The organism is Cellulomonas terrae (assembly GCF_007990265.1).
GTDB classification, from domain to species: Bacteria; Actinomycetota; Actinomycetes; order Actinomycetales; family Cellulomonadaceae; genus Cellulomonas; species Cellulomonas terrae.
Genome location: NZ_BJWH01000028.1, coordinates 17,990 through 40,660, shown reverse-complemented (window position 1 = coordinate 40,660; position 22,671 = coordinate 17,990). Strand labels below are relative to the sequence as shown.

General features: G+C 73.1%; 22 protein-coding genes and 1 riboswitch. Of the genes, 5 read left to right on the top strand and 17 right to left on the bottom strand.

Translation table 11 applies throughout. The annotated features are described in order from the left end of the window. Positions 1-27: 27 nt before the first annotated feature. From gcvT to CTE05_RS18495, 3 genes are all read right to left on the bottom strand, one after another. Positions 28-1,182 carry a glycine cleavage system aminomethyltransferase GcvT gene (gcvT, locus tag CTE05_RS18505; protein ID WP_146847772.1) on the bottom strand — a complete coding sequence of 385 codons (1,155 nt, stop codon included), beginning with the start codon at positions 1,180-1,182 and terminating at the stop codon, positions 28-30. A gap of 14 nt (positions 1,183-1,196) precedes the next feature. Next, complete coding sequence (gcvP, locus tag CTE05_RS18500) at positions 1,197-4,103, bottom strand: aminomethyl-transferring glycine dehydrogenase (RefSeq protein ID WP_246123750.1); 2,907 nt, start codon at positions 4,101-4,103, stop codon at positions 1,197-1,199. 259 nt (positions 4,104-4,362) lie between these two features. Then, a riboswitch (glycine riboswitch) is annotated at positions 4,363-4,457 on the bottom strand. 22 nt (positions 4,458-4,479) lie between these two features. Beyond that, complete coding sequence (locus CTE05_RS18495; RefSeq protein WP_146847771.1) at positions 4,480-5,235, bottom strand: hypothetical protein; 756 nt, start codon at positions 5,233-5,235, stop codon at positions 4,480-4,482. A gap of 138 nt (positions 5,236-5,373) precedes the next feature. Between CTE05_RS18495 and CTE05_RS18490 the strand changes: the two genes are divergently transcribed. From CTE05_RS18490 to moaA, 3 genes are read left to right on the top strand one after another with little or no spacing between them, the layout of a single operon-like run. Then, entirely contained in the window at positions 5,374-5,874 is a 501-nt protein-coding gene (locus tag CTE05_RS18490) for a MogA/MoaB family molybdenum cofactor biosynthesis protein (protein WP_146847770.1), read from the top strand. After that, a complete protein-coding gene (locus tag CTE05_RS18485; protein ID WP_146847769.1) occupies positions 5,871-6,281 on the top strand; it encodes a molybdenum cofactor biosynthesis protein MoaE in 411 nt (136 codons plus the stop codon). The genes CTE05_RS18490 and CTE05_RS18485 overlap by 4 nt, the downstream gene beginning before the upstream one ends. After that, the gene (moaA, locus tag CTE05_RS18480) at positions 6,281-7,375 is read left to right on the top strand and encodes a GTP 3',8-cyclase MoaA (RefSeq protein ID WP_186814936.1); all 1,095 of its coding nucleotides are present in this window, start codon (positions 6,281-6,283) and stop codon (positions 7,373-7,375) included. The genes CTE05_RS18485 and moaA overlap by 1 nt, the downstream gene beginning before the upstream one ends. A gap of 98 nt (positions 7,376-7,473) precedes the next feature. Here moaA and CTE05_RS18475 read toward each other — a convergent pair whose 3' ends face one another. From CTE05_RS18475 to CTE05_RS18435, 9 genes are all read right to left on the bottom strand, one after another. After that, entirely contained in the window at positions 7,474-7,710 is a 237-nt protein-coding gene (locus CTE05_RS18475; RefSeq protein WP_146847767.1) for a MoaD/ThiS family protein, read from the bottom strand. Next, a complete protein-coding gene (locus tag CTE05_RS18470; protein ID WP_146847766.1) occupies positions 7,707-7,967 on the bottom strand; it encodes a DUF6457 domain-containing protein in 261 nt (86 codons plus the stop codon). Before CTE05_RS18470 ends, CTE05_RS18475 begins: the two co-directional genes overlap by 4 nt. After that, on the bottom strand, positions 7,964-8,611 hold the full coding sequence (gene mobA, locus CTE05_RS18465) for a molybdenum cofactor guanylyltransferase (protein ID WP_246123748.1): 648 nt from the start codon (positions 8,609-8,611) through the stop codon (positions 7,964-7,966). Before mobA ends, CTE05_RS18470 begins: the two co-directional genes overlap by 4 nt. Beyond that, the gene (moaC, locus tag CTE05_RS18460; RefSeq protein ID WP_146847765.1) at positions 8,608-9,084 is read right to left on the bottom strand and encodes a cyclic pyranopterin monophosphate synthase MoaC; all 477 of its coding nucleotides are present in this window, start codon (positions 9,082-9,084) and stop codon (positions 8,608-8,610) included. Before moaC ends, mobA begins: the two co-directional genes overlap by 4 nt. Then, entirely contained in the window at positions 9,081-10,271 is a 1,191-nt protein-coding gene (locus tag CTE05_RS18455; RefSeq protein ID WP_146847764.1) for a molybdopterin molybdotransferase MoeA, read from the bottom strand. Before CTE05_RS18455 ends, moaC begins: the two co-directional genes overlap by 4 nt. A 2-nt stretch (positions 10,272-10,273) precedes the next feature. After that, entirely contained in the window at positions 10,274-11,380 is a 1,107-nt protein-coding gene (locus tag CTE05_RS18450; protein ID WP_146847763.1) for a ThiF family adenylyltransferase, read from the bottom strand. Positions 11,381-11,410: 30 nt separating this feature from the next. Then, the gene (locus CTE05_RS18445) at positions 11,411-12,610 is read right to left on the bottom strand and encodes a pyridoxal phosphate-dependent aminotransferase (RefSeq protein ID WP_146847762.1); all 1,200 of its coding nucleotides are present in this window, start codon (positions 12,608-12,610) and stop codon (positions 11,411-11,413) included. A gap of 79 nt (positions 12,611-12,689) precedes the next feature. Continuing rightward, a complete protein-coding gene (locus CTE05_RS18440; protein ID WP_146847761.1) occupies positions 12,690-13,172 on the bottom strand; it encodes a glutathione peroxidase in 483 nt (160 codons plus the stop codon). Positions 13,173-13,179: 7 nt separating this feature from the next. Next, the gene (locus CTE05_RS18435; RefSeq protein WP_246123747.1) at positions 13,180-13,665 is read right to left on the bottom strand and encodes a low molecular weight protein-tyrosine-phosphatase; all 486 of its coding nucleotides are present in this window, start codon (positions 13,663-13,665) and stop codon (positions 13,180-13,182) included. Positions 13,666-13,766: 101 nt separating this feature from the next. Here CTE05_RS18435 and CTE05_RS18430 point away from each other — a divergent pair, with 101 nt between their 5' ends. Next, positions 13,767-14,693, top strand: a complete 927-nt coding sequence (locus CTE05_RS18430) for an NADP-dependent oxidoreductase (protein ID WP_146847760.1) — start codon at positions 13,767-13,769, stop codon at positions 14,691-14,693. Between the two features lie 57 nt (positions 14,694-14,750). Here the strand turns inward: CTE05_RS18430 and CTE05_RS18425 are convergent, their stop codons facing one another. Continuing rightward, positions 14,751-16,268, bottom strand: a complete 1,518-nt coding sequence (locus tag CTE05_RS18425) for a CoA-acylating methylmalonate-semialdehyde dehydrogenase (protein WP_146847759.1) — start codon at positions 16,266-16,268, stop codon at positions 14,751-14,753. A gap of 189 nt (positions 16,269-16,457) precedes the next feature. Next, the gene (gene map, locus CTE05_RS18420; protein ID WP_146847758.1) at positions 16,458-17,222 is read right to left on the bottom strand and encodes a type I methionyl aminopeptidase; all 765 of its coding nucleotides are present in this window, start codon (positions 17,220-17,222) and stop codon (positions 16,458-16,460) included. 377 nt (positions 17,223-17,599) lie between these two features. On the opposite strand from map, the gene CTE05_RS20690 reads away from it, so the two are divergent. Then, positions 17,600-18,430, top strand: a complete 831-nt coding sequence (locus CTE05_RS20690) for a DUF2510 domain-containing protein (RefSeq protein WP_246123746.1) — start codon at positions 17,600-17,602, stop codon at positions 18,428-18,430. Positions 18,431-18,463: 33 nt separating this feature from the next. Here the strand turns inward: CTE05_RS20690 and CTE05_RS18410 are convergent, their stop codons facing one another. The 3 genes from CTE05_RS18410 to aceA all read right to left on the bottom strand — a co-directional run bounded on the left by CTE05_RS18410 (position 18,464) and on the right by aceA (position 22,527). Beyond that, the gene (locus tag CTE05_RS18410) at positions 18,464-19,243 is read right to left on the bottom strand and encodes an SDR family oxidoreductase (RefSeq protein WP_146847756.1); all 780 of its coding nucleotides are present in this window, start codon (positions 19,241-19,243) and stop codon (positions 18,464-18,466) included. Positions 19,244-19,468: 225 nt separating this feature from the next. Then, positions 19,469-21,112 (bottom strand): malate synthase A, encoded by a 1,644-nt coding sequence (aceB, locus tag CTE05_RS18405; protein WP_146847755.1) that lies wholly within the window; start codon positions 21,110-21,112, stop codon positions 19,469-19,471. A gap of 116 nt (positions 21,113-21,228) precedes the next feature. After that, positions 21,229-22,527: an isocitrate lyase gene (gene aceA / locus CTE05_RS18400; RefSeq protein ID WP_186814934.1), complete on the bottom strand. Its 1,299-nt coding sequence runs from the start codon at positions 22,525-22,527 to the stop codon at positions 21,229-21,231. Between the last annotated feature and the right edge of the window lie 144 nt (positions 22,528-22,671).

Here is a 22,671-nt window from a genome sequence, read left to right as displayed (position 1 = left end):
TCCTGTCGACTTCTTCTAGGGCTTGGTCTACCGGTGTCGGCGGTAGAAGGGAAGAGCAACCACCCGGACGGGCTCGAAGCGTCCGCGCACGTCAACCGCGAGCTCGGTACCGGGGGCACTGACCTCGGGGGTGACGTAGGCCATCGCGACGGGGTGCCCGAGGGTCGGCGAGGGTGCACCGGACGTCACCGTCCCGACGGTCGGGGCGTCCGGCGCGGTGGAGTGCTTGACGGGATAGCCGTGGCGGGCGGCACGTCGGCCGAGCCCTTCGAGCCCCACCAGGACGCGCGCGGGCTCCGACTGCGACCGGGCCTCCAGGGCGGCGCGGCCCACGAACGGGAGCGGGTTGCCCTCGTCGTCGACCTTGTCGAGCTTCACCACCCGACCGAGCCCGGCGTCGTGCGGGGTCGTCGTGCGGTCGAGCTCGTTGCCGTAGAGCGGCATGCCGGCCTCGAGCCGGAGGCTGTCCCGCGCGGACAGCCCGGCGGGCACCAGCCCGAACGGCGCGCCCGCCGCGAGGAACGCCCGCCACAGGGCGGGGGCGAGGGCGGCGTCGAGGAAGAACTCGAAGCCGTCCTCCCCGGTGTACCCGGTCCGCGCGACGAAGACGGCGCTGCCCTGGAACGTCATGGGGATGGCCGCGTAGTACTTGAGCGTCTCGGCGTCGTGACCCGCCTCGACGAGCCCTTCCGTGGCACGCAGGATCTCCAGCGCGCGCGGCCCCTGCACGGCGATGAGGGCGGTCTGCGGCGAGCGGTCCTCGACCGTGACGTCGAGGCCCGCGGTCCGCTCCGCGAGGGCCGCCAGGACCGTGTCGTGGTTGGAGGCGTTGGCGACGACGAGGAACGTGTCCTCGGTGTCGCGGTAGACGATCAGGTCGTCGATGACACCGCCGTCCTCGGCGCAGATCATCGTGTAGCGCGCACCGAGGACCCGCAGGCCGGAGAGGTTGCCGACGAGGGCGAGGTCGAGGAACCGGCCGGCGTCCGGACCGGTCACCCCGATCTCGCCCATGTGCGACAGGTCGAACAGGCCCGCGGCCGTGCGGACGGCGGTGTGCTCGGCGATGTCGGAGGTGTAGCGCAAGGGCATCTGCCAGCCGGCGAAGGAGGTCAGGGCGGCGCCCAGGGCGACGTGCTCGTCGTGCAACGGGCTCAGTGTCTCGTCGGCGCTGGCGCTCATTTCCTTGGCTTCCTTCACTCGGCGTACGACTCGATGGGCGGGCAGGAGCAGACCAGGTTGCGGTCGCCGTGCGCCCCGTCGATCCGGCGGACCGGCGGCCAGTACTTGCCCTCGCGCAGCGCGGCCACGGGGAACGCGGCGAGCTCGCGCGGGTAGGCCTGCTGCCAGGTGTCGGTGCTGACCGACGCCGCGGTGTGCGGCGCGTTGCGCAGCGGGGAGTCGGCCACGGACCAGCGACCGGCCTCGACGGCGTCGATCTCGCCGCGGATCGCGACGAGCGCGTCGACGAACCGGTCGAGCTCGGCCAGGTCCTCGCTCTCCGTCGGCTCGACCATGAGCGTGCCAGCGACGGGGAAGGACAGCGTCGGTGCGTGGAACCCGTAGTCCATGAGGCGCTTGGCGACGTCCTCCGCGGTCACCCCGGTCTCCTTGGTGATGTCCCGCAGGTCGAGGATGCACTCGTGCGCGACCAGGCCGTTCGGTCCCGTGTAGAGCACCGGGTAGTGACCGGACAGGCGCGTGGCCAGGTAGTTCGCCGCGAGGACCGCAGTCTCGGTCGCCGTCTTCAGGCCGTCGGGGCCCATGAGCGCGACGTACGCCCAGGAGATCGGGAGGATGCCCGCCGAGCCCCAGGGGGCCGCACTGACCGGGGCCACCGTGTTCGTCGCGGTGGTCGCCGGCGTCGGGTCGCCCGGCAGGAACGGGGCCAGGTGCGCCGCGACCGCGACCGGTCCGACGCCGGGCCCGCCGCCGCCGTGCGGGATGCAGAACGTCTTGTGCAGGTTCAGGTGGCTGACGTCGCCACCGAGCTCGCCCGGCCGCGCCAGGCCGACGAGCGCGTTGAGGTTCGCACCGTCGATGTACACCTGACCACCGGCCTGGTGGACGAGGTCGCAGACGGTGCGCACACCCTCCTCGTAGACGCCGTGCGTCGACGGGTACGTGATCATGATCGCCGCGACCTCGGGACCGTGCTTGTCCAGCTTGGCGCGCAGGTCGTCGAGGTCGATCGAGCCGTCGGCCGCGGTCGCGACGACCACGACACGCATCCCAGCGAGCGCCGCCGACGCCGCGTTGGTGCCGTGCGCCGAGGCGGGGATCAGGCAGACGTCACGCTTGTCGCCCCGCGACGCGTGGTAGCCGTGGATGGCGAGCAGCCCCGCGAGCTCACCCTGCGACCCCGCGTTCGGCTGCACCGACACCGCGGCGTACCCGGTGATCTCCGCGAGCCAGTCCTGCAGCTCCGTGACCAGCTCGGCGTAGCCCTCGGTCTGGTCGGTCGGGGCGTAGGGGTGGATGGTGGCGAACTCCGGCCAGGAGATCGGCTCCATCTCCGCCGTCGCGTTGAGCTTCATCGTGCACGAGCCCAGCGGGATCATCGTGCGGTCGAGGGCCAGGTCCTTGTCCGAGAGGCGACGCAGGTAGCGCAGCATCGCCGTCTCGGAGCGGTGCAGGTGGAAGACCGGGTGCTGCAGGTACGCGCTCGTGCGGCGGAGGGCGTCCGGCAGAGCGTCACCCTCGCCGAGGCCGGAGAACCCGAACGCGTAGGTCCCGTCGTCGTCGGCGTCCAGCGTGGTGACCCCGGCCGCCGCGAAGGCCAGCACGATCCGCAGCAGGTGGTCGGTGGTCGTGCGCTCGTCGGCCGCGATCTGCACGTGGTCGTCGTCGGGCGCCCAGAGGTTCACCCCGGCAGCCGCCGCCTGCGCGACGACCTCACGGGCCTTGCCGGGGACGACCGTGCGCACCGTGTCGAAGAACGTGTCGTGCTCGACCGTCACGCCGACGCCGGTGAGCAGCTCGGCCAGGCCGGCGGCGTGCGCGTGCACCCGCTCGCCGATCGCCCGCAGCCCGTCGGGCCCGTGGTAGACCGCGTACATCGACGCGACGATGGCCAGCAGCGCCTGCGCGGTGCAGATGTTGCTCGTCGCCTTCTCGCGACGGATGTGCTGCTCGCGCGTCTGCAGCGCGAGGCGGTAGGCCCGAGCACCGTCGGCGTCGATGGAGACGCCCACGAGCCGGCCGGGGAGCATCCGCTCGAGGCCGGTGCGCACCGCCATGAACGCGGCGTGCGGTCCGCCGCCGAACAGCGGGACACCAAAGCGCTGCGCGGAGCCGACCGAGACGTCGGCGCCGAGCTCGCCGGGGGAGGTGAGCAGAGTCAGAGCCAGCAGGTCCGCGGCGACCGTGACGAGCCCACCGCGCTCCTTCGTCTGCGCGACCACGCCACTCAGGTCCCGGACGCGTCCCGACGCACCGACCTGCTGCACGACGACGCCGATGAGGTCGCCCTCGATCTCCGGCAGCCCGTCGGTGAGGTCCGCGACGACGACCGGCAGGCCGATCGCCTCCGCACGGCCGAGCGTCACGGCCAGCGACTGACCGAACAGGTCGGCGTCGAGCACCACGGTGCCGGCCTTGCCGCGAGCCGCGCGCCACATGAGCGCGACGGCCTCGGCGACAGCGGTCGCCTCGTCGAGCAGCGACGCGTTGGCCACGTCGAGGCCGGTGAGGTCGGTGACCATCGTCTGGAAGTTCAGCAGCGCCTCGAGCCGACCCTGCGCGATCTCCGGCTGGTACGGCGTGTAGGCGGTGTACCAGGCGGGGGACTCGAGCACGTTGCGACGGATGACGGCCGGCGTGATCGTGTCCGAGTACCCCTGGCCGATCATCTGCGTCATCACCCGGTTCCGGCCCGCGATGGTGCGCAGCGCCGCCAGCACCTCCTCCTCGGAGCGCGCGGCGGGCAGGTCCAGAGGCCGGTCCGTGCGGATGCTCGCGGGGACGGCCGCGTCGACGAGCGCGTCGAGGTCCGGGTAGCCGACGACCGACAGCATGTGCGCGGTCTCACCGCCGCGCGGCCCGATGTGCCGGTCCGCGAAGACCTCCGCTGCCGGCGTGTGCTCGACGCTGGTGAACGGCACCGCGTCGGACGAGGGATCCAGGTGGATGGCAGGGACGCCGCTCACGACGGCGTCGTGCAACTGGCTCAGATCGGTGGTCACGGGCTGCTCCGCTGGGTCGTCCGGACGTGCCGGGACGGTGGGTGGGCTCCCCGCTCTGTCATTACGCGGTTGGGTACGCGCGACCTGAGAGTTTTGCCGGTCCGCCTGTCGGGGCGCGCCGGCTTGCACCGTCGGTGGGACCTGTCCCCGGAGGGGCCGGTCCGCTTTCCAGAGTTGCCTCGCCGTGGCGGTACAGGGGCCTGAGAGATTCCCGGGGAGGGTTGCTCCTTCGGCGTCCCGCACGTTGCGCGGGAGCTCTCCCGCCGCGGTTCGAGCAGCGTGTGAAGTTGTGGGGTCAGCCTAGCGCCTCGAGCCGTGGCGTCCGGCGGCCGCGGTCGGCTCGCACCAGGACCGCGACACCCCCCAGCAGCAGCGGCAAGGCTTGCGGCGCGACCTGCGCGACGAGCGGGAGCGGGTCGCTCGCACTCTGACCGGTGCTCGATCCCACGAAGCTGGCGAGCACCCCGAGAGCCAGCCCGGGCATGACGTAGGCGCCGACCCAGGCGGGAGCCATGGCCCAGGCCTTGTCACGCACGCCCGGCAGGCGCAGCGCCAGGTACGAGAGCGCAGCCAGCACCACCGGGATGGCCGTGACCGCCAACGCGAACCGCGCCGCGTCGGTCGTGGCGACGCCGTACTCGCCGACCCAGTGCCTGCGCTTGGCGCCCACCGCGATCCACCATGTCAGGTGGTCGCCGACGAACCCCGCGGCGATCAACGCCGACGCCGCGGTCACCAGGAGGCACAGCGGCACGCCCACCGCCCCGAGGACGAGCACGGTCCTGCGACGCCGCGCCAGGAGGGCGACGCGCTGCGCCGCGATCGCGGCTCTGAGCGCCGGCGGTTGCCTCAGCTCCTCGACGGCCTCGCGTGCGCGGCGCTCGAGACGGGTCTCCTCGCGGCGCAGGTGCTTGGCACGCACCGTCGTCGTCACACCGCCAGGCGGCGCCGGCAGGTCCGTGCCGTCGCCGACGCGTCCGCCGGCCCCCGGCGTGACGACGACGTCCATCGCGGTGCCGTCGGCACGTCCCTGCGTGTCCCACGAGCGCACAGGCGTCCCTTCTTTGCGGGCGAGGCTAGCGGCGCAGGAGCCTGCTGCGGTCCGTCGTCACCCGTTCGGACCTCCTGCCGTCTCGCGCCGACGGGCACCCGTCGAGGTGGTGACCCACGCGCTCGTTACGCTGACTGCGTGACCTCCTCGTCGACCGACCGTGCTCGTGCAGTCGTCGTCGTGGTCTCCGACCGGTCCGCCGCAGGTTCGCGGGCCGACCGGTCGGGGCCGCTCGCGGCCGCCCGGCTGCAGGCGGCCGGGTACGCGGTGGAACCGGTGGTGGTGGTGCCCGACGGTGCCGACTCCGTCGAGGGGGCGCTGCGGGCGGCCGTCGACGAGGGCGCCCGGCTCGTGATCACCTCGGGCGGCACGGGAGTCGCGCCCCGCGACCGCACGCCGGAGGGCACGCGTCCGCTGATCGCCCAGGAGCTGCCCGGCGTCGCTGAGCTCCTTCGCCGGGCCGGTTCGGCGACCGTCCCGACGGCGGTGCTGTCGCGCGGACTCGCCGGCATCACGGCGGACGGTGCCGTGATCGTCAACCTGCCGGGTTCTCCCGGTGGTGTGTCCGACGGCCTCGACGTGCTTGTGCCGCTGCTGCCGCACGTGCTCGACCAGCTTCTCGGCGGCGACCACCGATGATCGCGCGCATCGTCGAAGAGGCCCTCGACCTGCAGTTTCACGTGGAACATGTCAGTGATCCCCGCGCCGGGGCCGTCGCGACGTTCGTCGGGCTCGTTCGCGACCACGACCCGTCGGTCGAGGGGCGCGTGGTGGGCCTGGACTACACCGCGCACCCGGACGCGCAGGACGTCCTGGCCCGGATCGCGCGGGCCGCCCTGACCGACGACGTGCTCGGCATCGCCGTCAGCCACCGCATCGGGCACCTGGCCGTCGGGGAGGCCGCGATCGTCGCTGCGGTGTCCACCGCGCACCGCGCCGAGGCGTTCGACGTGTGCCGCGCGCTCGTCGAGACGGTCAAGGCCGAGCTCCCGGTGTGGAAGCGTGAGGTCCTCGAGGACGGTTCACACGTATGGGTGGGGTTGTGATGACCGAGCAGCTGGTCGACCGGTTCGGGCGCGTGCACCGCGACCTGCGGATCTCGCTCACCGACCGGTGCTCCCTGCGGTGCACGTACTGCATGCCCGCGGACGGCGTGCCGTGGCTCGCGCGGTCCACGATGCTCAGCACCGAGGAGATCGTGCACGTCGCCCGGGTCGGCGTCTCGCTCGGCATCACCGAGATCCGGCTGACCGGCGGCGAACCCCTCCTGCGCGTCGACATCGTGGACGTCGTCCGCCGGCTCACGGCGCTCACCGGCCCGGCCGGCAGCCCCGAGGTCTCCCTCACGACCAACGCCCTGCGCCTCCCCGGGCTCGCGTCGGACCTCAAGGACGCCGGGCTGTCCCGCGTGAACATCAGCCTGGACACCCTCGACCGCGCGAAGTTCCTGGAGCTGACCCGGCGCGACAAGCTCGTCGAGACCCTCGCCGGGATCGCCGCAGCCGACGCCGCCGGACTGCACCCCGTGAAGATCAACGCGGTCGCCATGCGTGGGGTCAACGACGACGAGGTCGTCGCCCTCACCCGGTTCGCCGTCGACCGCGGCTACCAGATGCGGTTCATCGAGCAGATGCCGCTCGACGCCGGGCACACCTGGGACCGCAAGCAGATGGTGACGCAGGCGGAGATCCTGGAGCGGCTGACCGCGGAGTTCACGCTGACGGAGGTGCCCGGCCGCGGTGCCGCACCCGCCGAGCTCTGGACCGTCGACGGCGGTCCCGCGACCGTCGGCGTCATCGCGTCGGTCACCCAGCCGTTCTGCGGTGCCTGCGACCGGCTGCGCCTCACCGCCGACGGTCAGCTGCGCGCGTGCCTGTTCTCCCAGACGGAGACCAACGTGCGGGACCTGCTGCGCGGGTCGTCGGACGCCCCCGACGCGGCGGCGCTCGGGATCGGGCCCGGGCAGGCCGTCCGCATCGGCGCGACGGCCCCCGAGCGACCCGCGCCCGCCGCGGCCGACGTCGACGCCGCCCTCGCCGACGCGTACCGCCGGTGCCTGGCGGGCAAGAAGGCGGGTCACGACATCGACGACCCGAGCTTCCTGCAGCCCGACCGCCCGATGAGCGCGATCGGCGGCTAACCGCGCGCCCGCACTCGCGCACCGGCTCGTGTGAAGAGTGGGTTCCGCTCACCGGAACGGAGTCGTCGCGCGAGCCGGAGCGGCGAGCCGTCGCGCGCTCAGCCGCCGGCGAACGGGGGGAGGACGTCCAGGGTCGTCCCGGAGGGGACCGGGTCGTCGCCGTCGACGCGGGTGCCGTCCGCCAGCAGGGAGCAGCGTCCGAGGACCCGGTCCAGACCTGCGCCGTGCGCGGCGACCATCGCGGTGCGGACCTGCGCGGCCGAGCCGGCGGGCAGCTGCTCGGTGTCCACTCCGGCGGCCTCCGCGGCGGCGGCGAAGTAGCGGACCGTGATCACTGCTCGGCGGTCCACTCGGCGGCGCGCGCCTCGACCCACGCGAGGACGTCGGACGGGTTCGAGCTCGCGGCGGCGAGGCCGGCCACGAACATGGTCACCGGGACGGCGGGGCGGGCCACCTGGTGGGCGACGTCGGAGGACACCTGGAGCAGCCGGTCGATGTCGACGAGCTCCCGCTCGACGCCGAGCGCGGTCGTGATCTGGTCGATCCATTCCGGCAGGTCTGCGCCCGGGGCGCGGCGAGGGTCGTCGGTCATGGGTCGATCCTGTCACTGAGCGCGGCGTCGAGGCGCTGCACGTCGGCCCAGGTGTCGGCGTCGACGGTCGCGCCCTCGTGGTCGGCGACGTCGACCAGCCGCAGGCCCTCGACGAGCCGGTGCATCGCAGCCCCGTGCACGGCCGGGAGCCGGTCGAGCGCCGCCCGCAGGGACGCACGCCGGTAGCCGGCGACGAGGTGCTGCGGTCGTCCCTCCGCGCCGACCATGCGGGCGCCGTCGACGTCGGTCGCCTCCGCAGCCGCGAGCAGTGCGGGCAGGACGCGGGCCGCGCCGGGGACGTCGCACGCGAGGACGACGACGAGGTCGGGGCCGTCGGCGGCGAGCGCGTCGAGGCCTGCGGCGACGCCCGCGACGGGCCCGCCGTCCGGCGGGTCCTCCAGCACCGTCGCGACCCCTGGGCGCGCCACCTGCGGCGGTCCGACGACGACGACGTGCGATGCCCCGACGACAGCCGCGAGCGCGTGGTCGAGCAGGGCCACACCGCCCACCTCGACGTCGGGCTTGCTCGCCCCACCGAGCCGACGAGCGCGCCCACCGGCGAGCACGATCGCGTCGAACGCCCGTCGGGCTCCGGCCTCGGACGCCGCCCCGTCCCCGGGCGCCTCGCCGCGCGGTGCGGTCACGCGTCGCGCACCCAGTCACCCGAGCGGCCGCCGGACTTCGCCTCGAGCTGCACGTCGGCGATGCGGACGGACTTGTCGAGGCCCTTGACCATGTCGACGACCGCGAGCGCGGCGACCGAGACGGCGGTGAGCGCCTCCATCTCGACGCCGGTGCGGTCGGCGGTCCGGACGGTCGCGGTGATGGTCACGCCGTCGTCGGTGATCTCCAGGTCGACGACGACGCCGTGCACGCCGATGACGTGTGCGAGCGGGAGCAGTGACGGCGTGAGCTTGGCGGCGGCGATGCCGGCGATGCGTGCGACCGCCAGGACGTCACCCTTGGGCACGTCGCCGGACCGCAGGGCGGCGACGACGGGCGGTCCGCACCGGACGCGTCCGCTGGCGGTGGCGCTGCGGACGGTCGGCTGCTTGGTGGTCACGTCGACCATGCGGGCGTGCCCGGCGGCGTCGAGGTGCGTGAACTGCTCGCTCATGGGCTCACTCTCAGGACGGTGATCGGGTCCCCGGCTCTGACCTGGGAGACCTCGGCGGGGATGACGGCGAGCCCTTCGGCCAGCGCGAGGCGGGCGACGAGGTGGGACCCGGAGCCGCGCGCGGTGGCGCGGACCACGCGGTCGGGTCCGACCCAGCGGACCGGCATGAGCTGTGCGCGACCGGGGGGTGTGGTCCAGGTGTCGTCGGCGACCGCGAGCACCGTCCGGCGCTCGACGTCGGCCAGACCCCGCATCCGGAGCAGGGCCGGCCGGACGAACATCTCGAACGACGCGAACGAGCTCACGGGGTTGCCGGGCAACGTGTAGATCGGGGTGCCGTCGGGGAGCCGGCCCAGGCCCTGCGGCTTGCCGGGCTGGACCGCGACGGCGACGAACTCGACGTCCGGCTGGTCGACCAACGCTGCCTTGACCACGTCGTACGCGCCGACGCTGACGCCGCCGGACGTGACGATCGCGTCGACGTCGAGGCTCAGGAGCAGCTCCCGCAGCGCGTCCACGTCGTCAGGGACCGGGCCGATCCGCACGGCCTCACCACCGGCCTCGCGGACGGCGGCGGCGAGCAGCCAGGAGTTGGAGTCGGGGATCTGACCGCGGCGCAGCGGCGACCCGGGCGGGACGAGCTCGTCGCCGGTGGAGACGACCGCGACGCGCGGCCGACGGTGGACGCGGACGGTCGCGTGACCGAGGGAGGCGACGGCGGCGATCGCGGCGGGTCCCAGCAGCGTGCCCGCGGCGACGACGACGTCCCCGGGGACGGCGTCCTCACCGGCGCGACGGACGTGCGTGCCGGGCGTCGGTGCGTCCCGGACCAGCACGGTCGCCGTCCCGGCGTCGGTGAGCTCGACGGGGACGATCGTGTCCGCACCCGCGGGCACCGGCGCCCCGGTCATGATCCGCGCGGCCGACCCGGCCACCACGACGGGCTCGTCGGCGGACCCGGCCGGCAGGTCCGCGACCACCCGCAGCGTCACGGGCAGCGCCGTGACGTCGGCGTGCCGGACCGCGTACCCGTCCATCGCGGAGTTGTCCCAGCGAGGCAGGGGCTCGTGGGTCCGCAGGTCCTCCGCGAGGACGAGCCCGCCGGCGTCGTCGAGCAGCACCTCGACCGTGGCGAGCGGGGCGGCCAGGGCGAGGGCCGCGGCGCGGTGGGCGGTCAGGGAGCGCACGGTCAGCGCGCGTCCATCCAGGCCAGGATCCCGCCGTCGACGTTCGCGGCGTCGAACCCGGCCCCGCGCAGGATCGTCGCGGCCGTCAACGACCGCGCACCCACCTGGCAGTGCACGAGGATCTCCTGGTCCCGCGGGAGGTCCGCGAGCGCGGTCCCGTCGAACACCGAGCCCAGCGGCACCAGGATCGCGCCCGGGATCGAGGCCTGCGCGTACTCGGCAGGCTCGCGGACGTCGATCAGGAGGAAGTCGTCGGTGCCCGCTGCCCGGGCAGCCAGCCGGCTGACCAGCTCCGGGGCGGTGACGACGGGGACGTCGGACATGGGGAGGACCTCCGGGGTGGGTGCGGGGAGCGGTCGGCCGACGAGGGGGACCTCGGTCCACCGGCCGCGCAGGGCGTCGATGACGAGCACGCGGCCGAGCAGCGGCTCGCCCGTGCCGGTGAGGAGCTTGACCACCTCGGTGGCCATGACGGAGCCGACCTGCCCGCACAGTGCGCCGAGCACGCCCGCCTCGGCACAGGACGGGACCTCGTCGTCGCGCGGCGGGGCGGGGAACAGGTCGCGCAGCTGCACCCCGGCCCGGCCCCAGAAGACGGTCGTCTGCGCGTCGAACCGCAGCACCGACCCCCAGACCTCCGGCAGGCCCAGGCGGACGCAGGCGTCGTTGACGAGGTAGCGAGTGGGGAAGTTGTCGGTCCCGTCGACGACGAGGTCGTAGCCGCCCAGGATCTCGTCGACGTTCTCGCTGGTCAGACGGGTGCGATGAGCGACCACCCGGACGTCGGGGTCGAGCGCCGCGACCGTGTCGAGCGCGCTGTCGACCTTCGCGCGCCCCACGTCGGCGGTCCCGTGGATCACCTGACGCTGCAGGTTGCTCACGTCGACGACGTCGTCGTCGGCGATGCCGATCGTCCCGACGCCCGCCGCCGCGAGGTACTGGATCACCGGGGCGCCGAGGCCACCCGCGCCCACGACGAGCACGCGCGCGTTGCGCAGCCGACGCTGACCGTCGACCCCGATCTCGGCGAGCAGCAGGTGCCTCGACCCGCGCTCGACCTGCGCAGGGGTCAGGGGCGGTCCGGGCGGGACCAGCGGAGGCAGCGGCACGACGACCAACCTACGTCCCGGGAGGGACGCTCAGACCCGTGCGCCCGGCACGGGTGGCGTCGGGTCCGGCAGCGTGCGCTGCCAGGCCACGATCCGGTCGACCGCTTCCCGGACCACCTCGACCGACGACGCGAACGACAGCCGCACCCAGCTCCGCCCGTCGACGGGGTCGAAGTCGGTGCCCGGGGTCAGGGCCACGCCGGCCTCGTCGAGGAGCCGCGCGCACCACGTGATCGAGTCGAGGCCGCTCGCGGAGATGTCTCCGTACAGGTAGAACGCGCCGTCGGCGGGGGCGATCCGCGACCAGCCGAGCTCGGGCAGCCGGGAGAGCAGGTGCTCGCGGGCGGCGGCGTACCGCTCGACGTTCTGCCGGGCGGCCGCGTACCCCTCGGGGCTGAACGCGGCGACCCCCGCGTGCTGGGCGAGCGCCGGGGGGCACAGGGCGACGTTGCCCGCGAGCGCGTCGACCACCGGGAGCAGGTCGTCCGGGAGGACCATCCAGCCGAGGCGCCACCCGGTCATCGCCCAGTACTTGGAGAACGAGTTCACGACGACCGCGCCGCCCTCGAGGTAGTGCGCGGCGGTCGCGGTCGCCTCGGAGCCGTAGGTGATGCCGTGGTAGATCTCGTCGCTGACCAGCCGGACGCCGTTCGCCCCGCACCAGGTGGCGAGCGCGGCGAGCTCGTCGGGGTCGATCATCGTGCCGGTCGGGTTGGCCGGGCTGGCCACCACCAAGCCCTCGACCGGTGGGTCGAGCGCCGCGAGCTGCGCGACGGTCGGCTGGTAGCGGGTCTCCGGGCCGCACGGGACGATCACGACCTCGCACCCGAGCGCGGCGAGGATGTTCGCGTACGCGGGGTAGCCGGGGACGGCGAGCGCCACCCGGTCGCCCACGTCGAACGCCGCGAGGAACGCGAGGACGAACGCGCCCGAGGAGCCCGTGGTGACGGCGACCCGGCGGGGGTCGAGGGTGAGCTCGTACCGCTCGCTGTAGTGCTGCGCGATCGCCGACCGCAGCGCCGGCACGCCCAGGGCCTCGGTGTAGCCGAGCCCGCCGCCGCTCGTCAGCAGGTCGATCGCCCGCTGCCGGACGACGTCCGACGCCCCCGTCGACGGTTCGCCCGCGCACAGGTTGAGAACGTCCTCGCCCGCGGCCCTGCGCGCGTTCGCGGCGGCGAGGATCTCCATCACCGCGAACGGCGGGACGTGGGCACGCCGGGCAACCTTCATGCCCGCCATTGAACACGTCTCGACTGCGGACCGGGATCCGCGTCGCCCTGCACCGCGCCTCCCGGCGCAACCGCCCGCTCTAGGCCGGCAGGGCCTTCTCGATGACCTCGACGATCTCGGGGGCGTCCGGCTCGGTCTGCGGGCGGAAGCGGTGCACCGAGCCGTCGGGCGTCACGACGAACTTCTCGAAGTTCCACGTGACCCGCCCCGCCTTGCCGGACGCGTCGGGGGTCTTGGTGAGCTCCGCGTAGAGCGGGTGCTGGGACCGGCCGTTGACCTTGGTCTTCTGGAACATCGGGAACGTGACGCCCCACGTCGTGGAGCAGTACTCCGCGATGGCCTCCTCGGAGCCGAGCTCCTGCAGGAACTGGTTGCTCGGGAAGCCGAGGACCGTGAAGCCGCGGTCGCCGTAGGTCTTCTGGAGCTCCTCGAGCTTCGCGTACTGCGGTGCCAGGCCGCACCGGGAGGCGACGTTGACGACGAGCTTCACCTTGTCCGCGTACTCGCCGAACGTCGTCGCGTCGCCGTGCAGGGTGGTCAGCGGGATCTCGTCGAGGGACATGCCTCGGTCAACCGTTGTGCCGCAGCCGCGCATTCCCCAGATCGTTGCGCACGTGGTCGACGATGCCGTCGGCGGCCGCCTCGATCTGCGTGAGGCAGTCCTCGAAGTCCTGCGCGCCGCCGTACCAGGGGTCGGCCACGTCGAGGTTGCCGACCGCGTCGGGGTCGAACGACCGGAACAGCACCGGGTCCAGGCCGCGCAGCGCGCGGGCGTGGGCGTTCGTCATCGCGAGGACGAGGTCGCGGCGGTCGTCGGGCGCGACCTGGCGCGCCCGGTGCCCGTCCCCGGCGGGGTAGCCGCGGGCGACCAGGACGGCGCGGGCCCGGCGGTCCACCGGGTTGCCGTGCTCCTCGTCGCTGATGCCCGTGGAGTCGACGACGACCTCGTCGCCCAGGCCCGCGGCGGCGAACCGCTCGCGGAGCACGATCTCAGCCATCGGGGAACGGCAGATGTTGCCGGTGCAGACGACCATGACGGAGTAGGGGTTCGACACCCCGCCATGATCGCGTGTCGGCGCGGTCCGGTGCGCTCCACGAGCGCCGTGACGTGTGCCACGGCGGAAACACATCGGGCCGTCGAGGGGTTGTCGCAGAGATGCGAGCAATCACCTACTCCCGCTACGGCGGCCCCGACGTCCTCGAGCTCACCGAGCAGCCCACCCCGAAGGTCGGTCCCGACAGCGTGCTGGTCCGCGTGCGCGCCGCGTCGGTCAACCCGGTCGACTGGAAGGTCCGCGCCGGCTACCTCGACGCGATCATGGACGTGACGTTCCCCGTGGTGCCGGGCTGGGACGTGGCGGGCGTCGTCGAGCGCGTCGGCCTGGACACCCCCGAGTACCAGGTGGGCGACGAGGTCTACGGGTACGTCCGTCGCGACTGGGTGCACGGTGGCACGTTCGCCGAGCTCGTCGCCGCGCCGGTGCGCACCTTGGCGCGCAAGCCCGCGTCACTGTCCTTCGAGGAGGCCGCGGCCGTCCCGCTGGCCGGGCTCACCGCCTACCAGACGATCCTGCGCGCAGGCGTGACGGACGGGCAGACCGTCCTCGTGCACGCCGCAGCCGGCGGCGTCGGGGCGTTCGCGGTGCAGATCGCCCGCGCGCTGGGCGCCCGCGTCATCGGCACCGCGTCGGCGCGGAACCACGAGTACCTGCGCGGGCTCGGTGCGGAGCCGGTGGAGTACGGCGACGGGCTGGTCGACCGCGTCCGGGCGATCGCTCCCGACGGCGTCGACGTCATCCTCGACTACGGCGGTGACGACCTCGTCGCGACGTCCCGCGCACTGCTCGCCGACGGGGGCACCGTCGCGTCGATCGTCGACGCCGCCGCGCGCGACGAGCTCGGCGGCCACTACGTGTGGGTGCGCCCCGACACGGCCGACCTCGACGCGCTCACCGCGCTGCTCGACGCCGGCACGGTCACGGTCGAGGTCGCGGAGGTCTTCGACCTGGCCGACGCGGCGGCAGCCCACGAGGCGAGCGCAACGGGCCACACCCGCGGCAAGATCGTCATCCGCGTCGCCTGACCTGGCGCAACGTCCGCACTCAGGTGGGCCCAACCCTCACGAGTGCGGACGTTGCTGTCAGTGGCTCGTCGTGCGGCCGAAGTGGAACTTCGCGCTCGCAGGGGTGTTCGGCCAGCGACTCGTGACCACCTTGCCGCGCGTGTAGAAGCGGACCGACTCCGGGCCGTAGATGTGGCTCTCGCCGAACAGCGAGTTCTTCCAGCCACCGAACGAGTGCCAGCCGACGGGAACCGGGATCGGCACGTTGATGCCGATCATGCCGACGTTCACCGCCCGCTGGAACGTGCGTGCCGCGTCGCCGGACGACGTGAACACCGCGGTCCCATTGCCGTACGGGTTGGCGTTGACCAGGTCGATCGCCTCCGCCAGGTCCGCCGCGCGGATCACGACGAGCACCGGCCCGAAGATCTCCTCGACGTACGCGCGCATGTCCGTCGTGACGCCGTCGAGGATGGTGGGGCCGACGAAGAACCCGTCCTCGTGACCGCTCACCGTGTGACCGCGCCCGTCGACCGGTGCCGAGGCGCCGCTGTCGACCGCGTCCGTGACGATCTCCTCGATGCGCAGCTGCGACGCCCGCGTGATGACGGGGCCCATGTCGGAGTCCGGATCGTTGCCGGGTGCCACGCGGACCTTCTGCGCGGCGGCGGTGAGCCGTTCGAGCAGCGCGTCGGCGATCTCGTCGACGACCACCGCGACCGAGATCGCCATGCACCGCTCGCCGGCCGCCCCGAACGCCGCACCGGTCAGGTGCGTCGCCGCGAGGTCCAGGTCGGCGTCGGCCAGCACGACCGCGTGGTTCTTCGCCCCGCCCAGCGCCTGCACGCGCTTGCCGTGCGCGGTCGCCGTGGCGTGCACGTGCTGCGCGATCGGGGTCGAGCCGACGAACGACACGGCCGCGACGTCCGGGTGCGTCAAGAGAGCATCGACGGCCACCCGGTCGCCCTGCACGACGGAGAACACCCCGTCGGGAAGCCCGGCCGCCTTCCACATCCTCGCCAGGAACAGGCTTGCCGACGGGTCCCGCTCCGACGGCTTGAGGACGAACGCGTTGCCCGTCGCGATCGCCATCGGCGCCATCCACAGCGGCACCATCGCGGGGAAGTTGAACGGCGTGATCCCGGCGACGACCCCCAGCGGCTCCCGGAACGAGAACACGTCCACGCCCGTCGCCGCCTGGTCGGTGTACTCGCCCTTGAGCAGCTGCGGCATCCCGCACGCGTACTCGATGACCTCGAGCCCGCGGGCGATCTCCCCGTGGCTGTCCGCGAGCACCTTCCCGTGCTCCGCGGTGATGATCGCGGCGAGCTCGTCGGTGTGCTGGACGATCTGCTCCCGCAGCGCGAACAGCACCGCGGTGCGCTTGGCGACCGGCTCCTGCGACCAGCTCTGCGCCGCCGTCACCGCCGCCGCGACGGCCGCGTCGACGTCCGCCTGCTCCGCCAGGAGCACCCGGCCGGTCACCCGACCGGTCGCGGGGTCGAACACGTCCTGCGTCCGCGACCCCTCGGGCGTCGTCACCTGCCCCCCGACGACGTGGCCGATGAGCGGAGCGGTGTCGACGAGCGCGGACATCAGAGCCCTCTTTCCGTGCGTGATCCGACGGCATTGCCGGATCGAGCCAATCTAAGTCCGCCGTCAAGAACAACCAACGCCGGCTCTCCACCCTGCGTCCGCACATCCGGTCGTCCGGACGCACGAATCCGCGGACGTCCGAGGATGTGGCCGCTGCGGCGACCAGTTCCTCGGACGTTGTGGGTGGGCTCAGTCTCGGGCTGTGAGGACCAGAGGGCCGTCCGGGGTGATCGCGACCGTGTGCTCCGCGTGCGCGGCGAGCGAGCCGTCGGCCGTGCGGATGGTCCAGCCGTCGTCGTCGATCGTGTATCCGTCGCCGCCCGCCATGAACCACGGCTCGATGGCGATGACCAGGCCCGCCTTGAGCTTGAGCCCGGTGCCGGGACGCCCGAGGTTGGGGACGTGCGGGTCCTCGTGCATGGTCCGTCCGACTCCGTGACCGCCGAAGTCGGCGTTGATCCCGTACCCGCCCGCACGGCCGACGGTGCCGATGGCCGACGAGATGTCTCCCATCCGGGCGCCCGGGCGGGCTGCCGCGATACCGGCGGCCAGGGCGCGCTCGGTGGTCTCGATGAGCGCGGTGACCTCGGGCGACTGCGTCCCGACCTGGAACGTGAGCGCCGAGTCCGCCACCCACCCCTGCACCTGCGCGGCGAAGTCGATGCTGAGCACGTCGCCGTCGACGAGCACGTAGTCGGACGGCAGCCCGTGCAGGGCCGCGTCGTTCACGGAGGTGCACAGCACGCCCGGGTACGGCATCGCACCGAACGACGGGTGGTAGCCCAGGTACACGGAGTGGGCGCCAGCCGCGTCGATCATCTGGTGCGCGTGGCTGTCCAGCTGCTTGAGCGTCATCCCCTCGCGGGCGACATCACGCAAGGAGGACAGCACGCCGGCGACGAACTTCCCGGCGGGACGCATCTGGTTGATCTGAGCAGGGTTCTTGAGGGCCACTGCTCCACCCTGCCACGAGATGGGCAGGCAACAGCCCGTGGGCCGGACCTCCGAAGAGGCCCTGCCGCGAAGGACGAGGTCGCGGCTCCCACGGGCTGCGGTGACTGCCATGGATTCGCTCGCCGGCCCGGGTGGGCCTGCGGGCGGATCGTGTGTGCAATCCGTCCGACTGCTTTCGGGCGACTAGCGGACAGTCACCTCACGCGTCCTGGAAGAGAACATGTCCTGGACCACCTCCTTCCCGTGTCCGACGACCGTACGTCCGGTCCGCGCCAGGCGCCAAGGACTTTTTTCGACGACCCTGGGCGCGGTCAAGGTCCCCCGTCGTGGTGCCGATGGTGGAAGGACCGCTGAACGGCACGACGACTGGAGCACCCGTGACCACGCCCACGACAGGGAACCCCCCAGCGGGCTGGTACACCGACCCCGCCGGCTCAGGCGGTGAGCGCTGGTTCGACGGCGCCGGCTGGACCGAGCACGTGCAGACGCCACCGCCACCTGCACCTGCGGTCCCGACCCAGTTCACCCCGGACCCGCGGTTCGGTCCCGCCACCCCGGCCGCCGGCGGGTTCGGACAGGCGGCACCCGACCCCCGGTTCGGCCCCGCGGCCCCGGCCGCCGGCGGGTTCGGACAGGCAGCACCCGACCCCCGCTTCGGTCCCGCGGCCCCGGCCGCCGCGAGCACCGGGTGGATCCAGCCGGTCGAGAACCACTACCTGGTCAACACGGCCGCGAACCTGGACGACGGCAAGAACACTCCGGCGCGGGTGGCCCTCGTCGTCTCGGTCCTCGCCATGCTCGGCGTGCCGATCGCCGGGGTCGCGGGGATCGTGCTGGCTGTCGTCGGGCTCAAGCGCGCGACGAGGCTCGAGGCCGCCGGCTGGGAGCCCAAGGGCCGAGGTCGGGCGCGGTGGGCGATGGGCCTGTCGATCGTCGGGCTGGTGATCAGCAGCCTCCTGGTGGCGAACGCCGTGCGCGGCGCGCTGGCCGACGCGGTGCCCACCCTCGACCTGCGGGCGATGGAGACCGAGATCGCCGCCGGGGTGGCGGAGCAGGCCGGGGTGACCGTGACGGTGCAGTGCCCGGACACGGTCGTCGACGGGGCGACCTCGTTCCAGTGCGTCGCCGTCGACCCGGCCGGCGCGTCGACGACCGTGAACGTGCAGGTCGTGGACGACGCGGGTGGCTGGACCTGGCAGATCGGCTGAGGCGTTCGCTCCCGGAGGCTGCCGCGGGTCCGGTCAGCGCGACCGGGACTGCGCCCACTCCGCGAACGTCAGCCGCCCGGACGCGTGCTCGGGCGTCAGGTGGTAGCCGTGCCGGAACCCGCTCAGCGGGCCGGGGAACGGCACGGTCCACACCGGCCGTCGTCGACCGCGCGCCGCGAGGTACGTGCGCATGAGCTCGGTGACGGTGAGCACCTGGGGACCACCCAGGTCCTCGACGCGGCCCGACGGACCCGCGTCGACGAGCTGCGCGAGGCGGGACGCGACCTCGCGGACGTCGATCGGCTGGTCGCTCATCCCCGCGGGGGCCAGCGCGACCGGCCCGCGCGAGAGGTAGTCGAGCATCGTCGCGACGAAGTCGTGGAACTGCGTCGCGCGCAGGATCGTCCACGGCACGCCACCGTCCTCGACGATCTCCTCGACCCGGTGCTTCGCCTTGTAGTACGCGTACGGGACGCGGTCGACGCCGACGATCGAGACGTAGACGAGGTGCGGGACCGCGGCCGCGCGCGCAGCGAGCAACAGCTGCACCGCGGCGTCGAGGTCGTCGTCCGGCTTGCGGGGGTCGCTCGCGCAGTGCACCACGGCGCTGACCCCGGTCACCGCCTCGGGCAGCCCGTCGCCGGTGAGCAGGTCGCCGACAGTCCACTCCGCCTCGGACGGTGCGGCGGGTGACCGTTCTCGGCGGCTGAGCACACGGACCGGTCGACCGGCGTCGAGGAGCGTGTGCACGAGGGAGCGGCCGAGGGTTCCGGTCCCCCCGGTCACCAGCACGGGGCGTAGGTCGTCAACCATCCGGACATCCTGGCGCACGGCCGGGACCGCCGACGAGGCCTCGGCGGACATCGGTCGCCGGTCTCGCCGGATGCGACGTGTCGTGTCCGACCGAGCCGCACCTGTGACGGGAGTGCTCTCCTGGTGCGCGCCCGGCGCCACAGGGGTCGGCTGGAGTCACAGGTGCGGCTGGGTTCGTCGGGCGCGACGGGGCCCGGGTCGGATCGGCGACCCGGGCCACGTCGGTCACACGCGCGCGACCAGGAACTGCGTGTACGCCGGGACGGTGAGGAACGTCGGGAAGTCCTCCGCCAGGGCGACCTGCCGGAACAGGTCGGCCGCGTCGTCGTACCGGTCGTCGGCGGTCCGCGGGAGCTCCGCGAGGACCTCCTCGAGCACCTGCTCGACCCGGGCGGCGTCGATGCGGGTCCCCTCGGCGGTGACGACGCCCTGGTGCACCCACTGCCACACCTGCGACCGCGAGATCTCGGCCGTCGCCGCGTCCTCCATGAGGTGGTCGATGGCGACGGCCCCGATCCCGCGCAGCCACGCCTCGAGGTACCGGACGCCGACGGACACGTTCCCGCGCAGCCCGCCGTCGGTGACGGCCCCGGGCTCGCCGCCGCCGGCCGACGGGATGTCGAGCAGGTCCGCTGCGGTCACGTGCACGTCCTCACGGAGCCGGTGCCGCTGGTCGACCCGGTCGCCGAGCGCCTCGTCGAAGACCTCCCGGGCGACGGGCACCAGGTCGGGATGCGCCACCCAGGTGCCGTCGTACCCCTGGCCCGCCTCCCGCTGCTTGTCCGCCCTGACCTGGGCCAACGCCTTCTCGGTGACCTCCGGGTCGCGGCGGTCCGGGATGAACGCGCTCATGCCGCCGATGGCCTGCGCCCCCCGCTTGTGGCAGGTGGCGACGAGCAGCTCGGTGTACGCCTTCATGAACGGGACGGTCATGGTGACGCTGCTGCGGTCCGGCAGGACGAACCGGGGTCCGCGAGCGCGGAAGTTCTTGATGACGCTGAAGATGTAGTCCCAGCGGCCGGCGTTCAGGCCGGCGCAGTGGTCGCGCAGCTCGTAGAGGATCTCCTCCATCTCGAACGCGGCCGTGATGGTCTCGATGAGGACCGTCGCGCGGATCGTCCCGTACCGCAGTCCCAGGTACGTCTCGGTGAACCGGAAGACCTCGTCCCAGAGGCGGGCCTCCAGGTGACCTTCGAGCTTGGGCAGGTAGAGGTACGGTCCGCGGCCGGAGTCGATGAGCGCCTGGGCGTTGTGGAAGAGGTACAGGCCGGCGTCGACGAGGCTCGCGGAGGCCGCGCAGACCTGGCCCGCACGGTCCGTGAACTCCAGGTGCTTCTCGGTCAGGTGCCACCCGCGCGGCCGGAACACGATCGTCGGTGTCGTCCCGCCGACGCGGTACTCCTTGCCCTCGGGTGACGTGAAGTCGATCTGACCCCGGATCGCGTCGAACAGGCTGTGCTGCCCGCCGACGACGTTGGTCCACGTGGGGCTGGTGGCGTCCTCCATGTCCGCGAGCCAGACCTTCGCACCGGAGTTCAGCGCGTTGATCGTCATCTTGCGGTCGGTGGGGCCGGTGATCTCGACGCGACGGTCCTCCAGGCCGGGTCCGGGGCCGGCCACGCGCCAGCTCGGGTCCGCCCGGATGCCTGCGGTCAGCGGCTGGAAGTCGGGGTCGGCGCCGTTGGAGAACCGCGTCCGGCGGTGCTGGCGGCCCAGCAGCAGGTCGTGGCGTCGCCCGGAGAACCGGACGTGCAGGTCGGTGAGGAAGTCGATGGCCTCGGAGGTGAGGATCTCGGTCGCGCCGGCGACGTCCGGTCCGACCAGCGCCAGCTGAGGTCGAGTGGTCGGCGGGGTGATGGTGATGGTCATGTCGGTGCTCCTGGTGCTGGGGCGCCCGGCCGCGAGGACGGCAGTTCCCTCCGAGGACGGCAGTCTCGACTGCCGTCCTCGTCGCAAAGTGCCGTTCTCGCGGACGGGGCGCGAGGTCAGTGGGTGAACTGGGCCGTCTCCGTCGAGCCGGCGAGGGCGAGGGTGGCGCTCTCGGGACTGATCGCGGTGGCGACGCGGTCGAAGTAGCCGGTGCCGACCTCGCGCTGGTGACGCGTGGCGGTGTAGCCGTCGGACTCGGAGGCGATCTCGGCCTCCTGCAGCTCGACGTACGCGCTCATGCCGCGCTCGGCGTAGCCGCGGGCGAGGTCGAACATCGAGTGGTTGAGGGCGTGGAACCCGGCCAGGGTGATGAACTGGAAGACGTACCCGTGACCGGCGAGCTCCCGCTGGAACCGCGCGATCTGGAGGTCGTCCAGCTGCGAGCGCCAGTGGAACGACGGCGAGCAGTTGTACGCGAGGAGCTTGCCGGGGAACCGGTCGTGGATCCGCTCGGCGAACTCGACGGCCAGGGCGACGTCGGGGGTCGACGTCTCCACCCAGATGAGGTCGGAGTGCGGTGCGTACGCCTCGGCGCGTGCGACGACGGGGTCGAGGCCCGGGCGCACCCGGTAGTACCCCTCGGCGGTCCGCTCGCCGGTGAGGAACGGCTCGTCGCGCGGGTCGACGTCGGACGTCAGCAGGTCGGCACCGAGCGCGTCGGTCCGGGCGACGATGACCGTCGGGACCCCGGCGACGTCGGCCGCGAGCCGCGCCGCGGACAGCGTCCGGACGTGCTGCGACGTCGGGACGAGCACCTTGCCGCCCAGGTGGCCGCACTTCTTCTCGGCCGCCAGCTGGTCCTCCCAGTGCACGCCCGCCGCGCCCGCGGAGATCATCGCGTGCATGAGCTCGTAGGCGTTCAGCGGTCCACCGAACCCGGCCTCGGCGTCCGCGACGATCGGCGCGAGCCACTCACGGGAGCGACGACCGGTCTCGGCGAACTCGACCTGGTCGGCCCGCAGCAGCGCGTTGTTGATGCGACGGACCACCGCGGGCACCGAGTTCACCGGGTACAGCGACTGGTCCGGGTAGGTCTGGCCGGACAGGTTGGCGTCGGCGGCCACCTGCCACCCGGACAGGTAGATCGCCTCGAGCCCCGCGCGGACCTGCTGCACCGCCTGGTTGCCGGTCAGCGCCCCCAGCGCCGGGACGAGGGTGCGCGAGTGCAGGAGCTGCCAGAGCCGCTCGGCGCCGCGCTGGGCGAGGGTGTTCTCCTCGCGGACCGACCCCCGCAGGGCGACGACGTCCTCGGCGGTGTGGGTGCGGCGGATGCCGGCCCAGCGTGCGTCGAGGTCCCAGCTCGCCGCGAGCTCGGCCGCGGTCTCGGTCTGGTCGCCGTGCCTGTACGTGCTCATCGTGTCCTCCGTCATTGGGGCGTTCTTCTCGGCCCTTCGGCCTGACCTCCACGTTCCTCGCTGTTCGGCAGTTCTTCTCACGGATAGTCCGCAGAAGATCGGCAATCCTTCTCCTGGACAGAAGCGCAGGCTCGGGCGATGGTG